Source organism: Ketobacter sp. MCCC 1A13808 (assembly GCF_009746715.1).
Lineage (GTDB): Bacteria > Pseudomonadota > Gammaproteobacteria > Pseudomonadales > Ketobacteraceae > Ketobacter.
In genome coordinates this window covers 1-7,785 of sequence record NZ_VRKW01000029.1, presented here as the reverse complement: position 1 = coordinate 7,785, position 7,785 = coordinate 1, and the positions used below count along the sequence as shown (strand labels likewise).

7 protein-coding genes and 1 pseudogene are annotated in these 7,785 nt (G+C 46.9%); 5 read left to right on the top strand and 3 right to left on the bottom strand.

Features of this window, described 5'->3' with window-relative positions:
• Positions 1 to 230: 230 nt before the first annotated feature.
• Positions 231 to 344, top strand: a pseudogene (locus FT643_RS24135) (hypothetical protein); the annotation flags it as partial.
• Positions 345 to 347: 3 nt separating this feature from the next.
• Positions 348 to 1,007 (top strand): mechanosensitive ion channel family protein, encoded by a 660-nt coding sequence (locus FT643_RS22465; protein WP_156873645.1) that lies wholly within the window; start codon positions 348 to 350, stop codon positions 1,005 to 1,007.
• Positions 1,008 to 1,081: 74 nt separating this feature from the next.
• On the opposite strand, the gene FT643_RS22460 is transcribed toward FT643_RS22465, so the two are convergent.
• Positions 1,082 to 2,716: an OmpP1/FadL family transporter gene (locus tag FT643_RS22460; RefSeq protein WP_156873644.1), complete on the bottom strand. Its 1,635-nt coding sequence runs from the start codon at positions 2,714 to 2,716 to the stop codon at positions 1,082 to 1,084.
• A 342-nt stretch (positions 2,717 to 3,058) separates the two neighbouring features.
• On the opposite strand from FT643_RS22460, the gene FT643_RS22455 reads away from it, so the two are divergent.
• The gene (locus tag FT643_RS22455; RefSeq protein ID WP_156873643.1) at positions 3,059 to 3,598 is read left to right on the top strand and encodes a response regulator; all 540 of its coding nucleotides are present in this window, start codon (positions 3,059 to 3,061) and stop codon (positions 3,596 to 3,598) included.
• Between the two features lie 86 nt (positions 3,599 to 3,684).
• On the opposite strand, the gene FT643_RS22450 is transcribed toward FT643_RS22455, so the two are convergent.
• On the bottom strand, positions 3,685 to 4,626 hold the full coding sequence (locus FT643_RS22450) for an oxygenase MpaB family protein (protein ID WP_156873642.1): 942 nt from the start codon (positions 4,624 to 4,626) through the stop codon (positions 3,685 to 3,687).
• Positions 4,627 to 5,261: 635 nt separating this feature from the next.
• Here FT643_RS22450 and FT643_RS22445 point away from each other — a divergent pair.
• Positions 5,262 to 5,711 (top strand): hypothetical protein, encoded by a 450-nt coding sequence (locus FT643_RS22445; RefSeq protein ID WP_156873641.1) that lies wholly within the window; start codon positions 5,262 to 5,264, stop codon positions 5,709 to 5,711.
• A 100-nt stretch (positions 5,712 to 5,811) separates the two neighbouring features.
• On the opposite strand, the gene FT643_RS23615 is transcribed toward FT643_RS22445, so the two are convergent.
• Positions 5,812 to 7,251, bottom strand: a complete 1,440-nt coding sequence (locus FT643_RS23615) for a ThiF family adenylyltransferase (protein WP_232340405.1) — start codon at positions 7,249 to 7,251, stop codon at positions 5,812 to 5,814.
• A gap of 204 nt (positions 7,252 to 7,455) precedes the next feature.
• Between FT643_RS23615 and FT643_RS22435 the strand changes: the two genes are divergently transcribed.
• Positions 7,456 to 7,785 (top strand): magnesium chelatase domain-containing protein (locus tag FT643_RS22435; RefSeq protein ID WP_305047363.1); only part of this gene is annotated, 330 nt, incomplete at its 3' end.

Genomic DNA, 7,785 nt, shown 5'->3' with positions numbered 1-7,785 from the left:
GCCTGTTCGACCCATCGCAGAGTCGTCTCTTTGACTGATCTTCACCATACACTGCTCACTTTCACAGGGGGCCGGTGGAGCAACTTACATCCTGTGAATCATCAATCAAAGATTTTGTCGCCAAGTTGAACCTTATTTAAGCGATTTGGGTTGGTCCGACAGTGAAAATTGGAGCTTGAGCGGTAAACGAGTGAGGGGGTTTCGGGTAAGATACTTCGGATGAGGGGCAAATCGGTGCTTTATACTTCCTATACCCCATTGGCCTAGCCATCGTCGTATTCATCGTTGGTAAGTTCGTCACCGCCATCATTGCCAAGATCACTCGGCACGCCTTAGAAAAAGGCGGCATGGACAGCCTATTAGTTAACTTTGTGACCTCCATTTTACGTTGGGCATTGATGCTGTTTGTCATCATCGCCGCATTAGAACAACTGGGCATTGAAACCACTTCACTTGTGGCATTGTTAGGTGCCGCCGGTATCGCCATTGGCTTGGCCCTGAAAGATTCCCTGCAAAACTTCGCTTCTGGCGTTATGTTAATCGTGTTTCGCCCATTCAAAAATGGCGACTTTGTCGAGGCCAGCGGGATATCTGGCGTGGTAGAACATATTGGTATATTTACCACCATAATGAAAACCCCCGACAACAAAGAAGTCATCATTCCTAACGGTCAAGTTTATGGTGGCACCATCACTAACTTTTCCGCGCGTGATACCCGCAGAGTCGACATGGTATTTGGCATTTCCTACGATGCCGATATTCGTGAAGCAAAAAAGATTTTAGAAAAAGTCGTTTCTGAGGATGAGCGTGTACTGAAAGACCCCGAGACAGTGGTTGCCGTTTCAGAACTGGCCGACTCATCTGTCAATTTCATCGTGCGCCCTTGGGTTAAATCAGCGGACTATTGGACAGTGCTTTGGGATACAAATGAGAAAGTAAAATACGCATTTGATGAAGCCGGAATCGGCATTCCATTCCCGCAAGTGGATGTTCACTTGGACAAGTAAGATAAGCTATTAAAAAAGGGGTGTAGTTTTTGCTACACCCCTTTTTTAATTTTGATAGTGAAAGAACGGCAGCGTCAGAATTGCCAGGTAAAACTGGATTCGAACATAATGGCGCTCGTTTCTGTCTTGATATCTATGCCCGTGTATGGGTTGTACCAAGCACTGGTAGCAGGATTCAAATCGTTAGCATTGGTGCTTGAACCGGCAGGAATATCATTTTTCGAAATAAAGTAAGCTAACGCCAGTTCGACGTGCATATTTTTGAGAAATTCGTAGCCCAAGCCGACCCCATATAAATCTGCTTCTCCCATGGGTAACAGCACATCCAGTTTGTCATCCGGGACGGAGGACTTACGCGGTTCCCAGCCTGCACGCAGTACCAAGCGATCGTTGTATTGGTACTCCACTCCCATCGCAACATTCCACACTGACTCATAATTTCGGGGAATGACCAGGGACGTTGTACTTGCGTAGTGCGGCACTATTTTTCCGGCAAGGGATCCGAGCTCAAACGGGGCATCAAATTCCACCCGAAAACCTTCCCAGACATCCCAATCTGTCCACTTGGCGTCTAGATTGATTTTCCACCTGGGTGTTACCTGAACACTGACTCCGGTGGAAAAATGGGCCGGATGTTTCAGGTCGACAGTGGCCTCACCGGTTTGTTCTGCGACGCCCTTGGGAAACCCCAGATAGGCAGGGATCGGTGCCAATTCATTGTGGAAAGAACCCCACAGCGCCTGCCAATCATCGGAATAGGTTAGCCGATAGCTGCCTTTCATTTTATTATCGGCCTCGGTTTGGTACACAAAGCCCCAAGTAAACCAGGACGTTGGTTGCCAAAGTGCACCGAACACCGCAGAAACGGACAAAGCGGTTTCAACATCGACGTCCAATTCGATTGCTTCTTCAAACGGACTAAGCGAGTGGCCACAGAGTTCAAAGGCGCCTCCCAGGCAGTCTGAGCCTTCACCAATCTGCTCCAATGCCGTGTTGATCACACCCAAAGGCAAAAGCGCAAGTCTAAGATCGGTTTGGGCTGAAAGACCATTGTAAGAGAAATGAATCCCCACGCCGAACGACCACTCGTCGTTAAACTGGAAGCCAATGGTAGGGGAAAAATAGGTAAGACGAGTCATGGCCAACTCTGTGCCCATGAACCTTGCCGGATCGTCCTCCTCCTCCCGAACATAGCCTGCCGCGAACGGGACAAACGCGGCGGTACCAACCGTATAATTTTTTCCTGATGGGCGATAAGCTGCTCCCCCCGTTGGCACGATGACTACCGGTAGCGGCCACTCTGTGCGGCCATCCACGAAGGGAACTTTGATTATGGGTGTGCTGGTTTCGCTAGCACTGTTTACTACCGAGTCAGTTTCGTCCAATCCCCACTTGTCGATTTCAGTCTGTGCAACGGGATCATAATCGCCAAACTCGGCACCAAAGGTAAACGAAACGAGGGCCAGTTTGAAGAGCCCTTCACGGCCCTTGACCCGGGCCAAACCAGCAGGGTTGTAATGAATGGAATCAATACCGGGAGGATCAGCAGTCACTGCGTTGCCCAACGCCGTTGCCTTTGGATTGGCGATAGTCATGTTTTCTATCAGGGCGGCGCTGGTGTGATTGGATACAGTCAGCGTAAAGCCAATAACGAGCGTGAATATTCCCACACCAGACCAGTGCACTGGCCGGGTAATTTTCCTTATCATAGTAAACTCCTCTCAGCATGTGCATCACTGCATTCACGCATTTTTTATTGTTTTTTATTTCTTTGTTTTTTATTTTTTATCGCCATTAATTATCGAGCTATCAGCAAAACTGTGAGACAGCAAGCTGACTTTGTTTCATTTGCGGTGGAGTTGTCAACATTATGCTTGCATTTAACAATGCTATCAGTGGCGAATGGTCTTGGATTAAAATTGCACCCATTCCTAGCAAGGATAACTGTTACATTGCTATACAAGTTTCATTTACAAATAAAAACAGACAAATAGTGAAGCCGCAGGCTAGTGTTACGCCATGGAATCTTCTTATAGATCAGGGAGAGGCAAATGACACCCGTCACCTCAGAACAAAATGTAATCGATTACACTCTTACTTATCGGTTATCTCGCCAACCCGGCAATAACTGCTCTGGTCCAGCACCAGAAGCATCTCAACTACCGACAGAAGAAGACTACACAAAGCTAAAAGCGCTTATTGTTGAAGACAATCCCGTCAATCAAAAAGTCCTGGCAGGAATACTGAAAAAACTCAACATCACTTCACAGCTAGCGGATAATGGCGCTGAAGGATTTCGCTTATGCGACCAAGAGCGTTTTGATATCATTTTTATGGATTGCCAAATGCCGATCATGGATGGTTTCGAATCCTCTCTCCGGATCCGAGAAACATCCACACATAACCGAGACACACCAATTATCGCGGTTACAGCAAATGCTTCAGCCAATGATATTAACCACTGCAAAACCGTAGGCATGGATGACTTCCTGAAGAAGCCGGTAAAATCTGAACAAATCAAAGCCATGATACTAAAACATGCCTTCAGCCCCCCGGCAGACAAATTATCAGGTCAACAATTTGCCTCGTAAACAGAAAAAAGGAAGCCTGGGCTTCCTTTTTTACAGAACCAATCGGACATCAGACCGGAATCATCTGCCCATAATACTGGATTTGGCTACAGCTGGTAGGCGTCTGGATTGGCTTTCGCATCGTCCATAACACGACGAACCGAGCCCAGATACTGCTTCTCATACGACAACATCGGATAAAAAGTACGCACCAGGAATGCAAACGTGTTAAACATTATGCGATCTGTTTTGGTATATTTCAGATTGATCTTTTTGCGGAATCGCGTAGGCAAAGTACCAAGGATCACCTTGTTTTGCGTGTATCCCCAAAATAACGCAATCGCTTTCCATACTGGCATAGGCATCTTGGACTTTGGCGGCCGAGGATAGTGATGATAAATAAACATTGGGTCTAACAACTCATCCAACACCGGACCTTTTTCCAAACGCTCATCAACCAGATAGTTATAGCGCTCCCAATACTCTTCTTCTGTCTGAGGCAGGCTTTTATCGATAATGCCCAGCATGGTGCCCATTGCCTTCCACTCTTCGAACAGCATTGCGCGTTCTTTAGGAGTCATCTTGTGATTGCTAAAGAAACGGTAGAGACGAAGCAAAGCGTCATATCCTGTCATATGCACCCATGCATAGGCTTCAGGATCCATTGCGTGATATTTCTTCCCATCTTTATCGACACCCTTGATTGAGCGATGCAGCTCACGCAAGCGCACGCCCATATCGATTGCATCCTGAGGTTTTGAATAAATAATGGGCCAAAGCAGCTTCAGGGAATCCTTAGCTCGACCCCAAGGATTTTTCTTGTACTTCTGATCCACTGCTACCGCCCTGTCCACCATCGGATGAGCCGTTTGCATGATAAAAGCCTGAGGCAAAATGAATTGATATAGATACGTACCAAAATCCCGCCACATCAGTGAATCAGGACCGAGCTTTGCCTTTGCTGCTTCCGCATCAAGATTGCTAGCTTTTACGGATTTAATCTCTGCAATGGCATCCGCATTGATGGAATGAGTTTGAGCTGAAGTCATTAGTTAACTACCTGTATATGCATTCGTAAATTATTCTGAGCTGCAAATGAGACAAAGCCAAGAATATGTCTCATCTTGAAAAAATGCAATAAGATGTTACTAAAAGACACCTATTTTCAGCGAAAAAAGTTATCAATCACTACTAGCGGACCACCAACAGAGGATCAAAAGGGGCATTTAACCTATTGATAATTGGCAATTAATTTACCCATGCATTAGCGTGAGACAAACGCCTCAATCTGTCTTAACAACAGTCTAAAACAAGCCAGGAGACGCCCTACCCATAACTACCAGCTTAAGGTTCTCACGCCGCATCATGACAACAACCCTATCCATACCATATTAAGGGCGCGCAAAAAACTTCCCCACTTTGCACGAACACTTTTCGCCCAAACCGTTTGATCTATAACTCTGACTGTTTTATAGTCATGTTAGTTTCTAATAACGAAAAGATTCCGGCTTTCGATCCCCGAAACCAAATTTGCCTCATCTTTATTTTTATTCTCCAGAGGCGCACAGCCTTTTTATACCGGCATTTATAACTAGTCAGAATTAATTTATAACTATTCGGCATTTAACGTCGGCTAGCGTTTCTGGTATTCACTAGTGTTCCAAAAATTCGGGAGGCCCATGATATGAAGCAACCGATCATTCAATCAGCGTTTGCAGCAGATCTGGACGAACAAATAAAACAATTATTAAAACAGGGTATGCCTGTCTGTCAGCGGCCATTCTTACACATTGCTAAATCCTTGGGCATGGGTGAAATGGCGCTTATATTACGTATTCAGCACCTGATCAAGCAGCCAAGAATATATGCAGTAGGAGATAAACGTCGCAACAGGAGCTACAGAGCCGGAAACGTCTATACGCTCAACCCACCCCACACAGATGTGGTGTTATCCCATTGGGACATACAACTGTTAAAGTTATTAAGAAACGGGCTACCGCTTTCCAGTCGCCCTTATCATTTGTTTGCCAGACATCTTGAAGTGACCGTGGATGAAGTCCTGTTCCGATCAGAGCGACTGCGTAATCTTGGCCTGATTGACATTATTCCGGTCGCGAGATTTTCTCAGCTTTAAATTACTCCTAAAGGCAATTAGAACAATGCCGCAGCCCCGTTATGTTGCTTCTCAAGAATTGAAGCTGAATTACTTAACGGGCCCTAAATCTCGCCTCTATTTAGTCATGGCTACATACCGGACACTCTGGATCTTTGCGAAGCTTCATAACCCGCCAATCCATGTAGTGAGCATCCATCACCAAGAGCCTTCCTGCCAGCACACCCCCCATCCCTGCCAATACCTTCAGTGCCTCGGTTGCCTGAATACTGCCTATGATTCCCACGACCGGCGCCAGTACACCATTGTCAGCACACCTCAAATCTTCCTGGCCTGACTCATCGTAAAGACACCGATAGCAAGGGCTATCGGACAGACGACTATCAAACACGGCCACTTGCCCTTCCATGCGGATTGCAGCACCGGAAACCAACGGTCGCTTTGCCTCAACACATAAACGGTTCAAGAGAAACCGACAGGCAAAATTATCGGAACAGTCCACTCCATTTTGCCAGTGCTCACGCACTTCGCCATTAATACCCCATTCGGCATACTGGCCCAGGCCTTTAATATAAAAGCTCGATAGCCCATGACGCACCATAAAATCTTCCACGTAGCCATTGGTGTTTCCCGTTGACCAGATATTCAACGCGCCAAACAAATCGGCCCAAGAAGGTAAAAACGCCGGGAACGCGCTGGCCAGATTGCTGATGGTTTTAAACAACAAATCCGTGGCACCCGCCAACACCACCGGCGGCAGTAACGACAACGCAACGGGCAGCACTTTATCTAAATCCACTTTCGCGTTCTGAGTTAACAACCCCCAGCCTAACGGGCTGTTAATAATGCCGTGATAAGCCAACTTGGGTGAGCCTGCGGGATCTAACCCAATAAAGCCCGCCACTTTTTGATTGCGTTCCCATGCCAGCGCATCACTTGCTGTTACGTGGGGAATGTATTTACCTTGCTGCACAATATCGGCATTTAACGTGGCACCCTGCAAATACTGATAAGCGCACAGCGCACCGGTACTAAAACCACCAATAACCGGCTTTTTGCCCGTAACCTGAACCACCTTTTCCACCGCAACCGGAAAATCCAACAAACACCATACGTCTAAGTTGGTGTTATTGTGGCCGGATTCACTGGCGTAGGCGTCTCTTCCCACTCCACGAAAATTTGCCATCCAGACATCATAACCACGCAAGTACAAATAATGGGCCATACTAAAAAACTTGATGTTGTCTTGGGCGATGGTGCTGTCGTTTTGCGCCCAGGCAGGGGCATCGGCAGGCAATTGATAACCATAGGGTTTGCCCAAGGGCGAGCGCACATCAAATTGATTGATATTGTTCACGATACCCGGCAACAACAACACAGGTCGGCCAGCGCGGTATTGATGATCAGAAGATGGCCGATAACGTCGCATTCCCAGCGCCACACCGTCTTTGGTATGGGCTTGATAAAAGCCATCGATTTCTTGTGAACTGCCGCCGCAGCCGGTTAGCTGAAACAAACAGATGAGCAGGAAGGAACACAGCCAAGCAGAATGACATTGCATGATGGAATTCGCCTATTTTAATTATGATTTGTTCTTGTTTTAAAGCCGTTCACCGGCTTGAACAAAACCTTAGCGAAAGCCGCCGGGTAAAAATTGTATGAATTTGAGAGAAACTGCGTTAGGCACACCATAAAAATGGGCCTGTGTTTACCTGGTGGCTGTCTATATAGGTACAGCTAAACACCAAATGTACCGAGGCCTCTTTTGTCGTTAGCCATTGTTCACACTCGCGCCCGCGTGGGCATGAATGCGCCTGCTGTCACCGTTGAGGTGCATCTTTCTAACGGGTTACCTGCTTTTAATATTGTCGGCTTACCCGATGCGGCCATACGCGAAAGCAAAGAGCGCGTACGCAGTGCCATTTTAAATTCCGATTACGAATTTCCACAGCGCAGAATTACGATTAATTTAGCCCCGGCTGATTTACCTAAAGATGGTGGCCGTTTTGATTTACCCATTGCTGTGGGCATTTTGGCGGCATCGGAACAAATTCCAACGACCGCACTGGAACAACAGGAATTCGTAGGTGAGCTC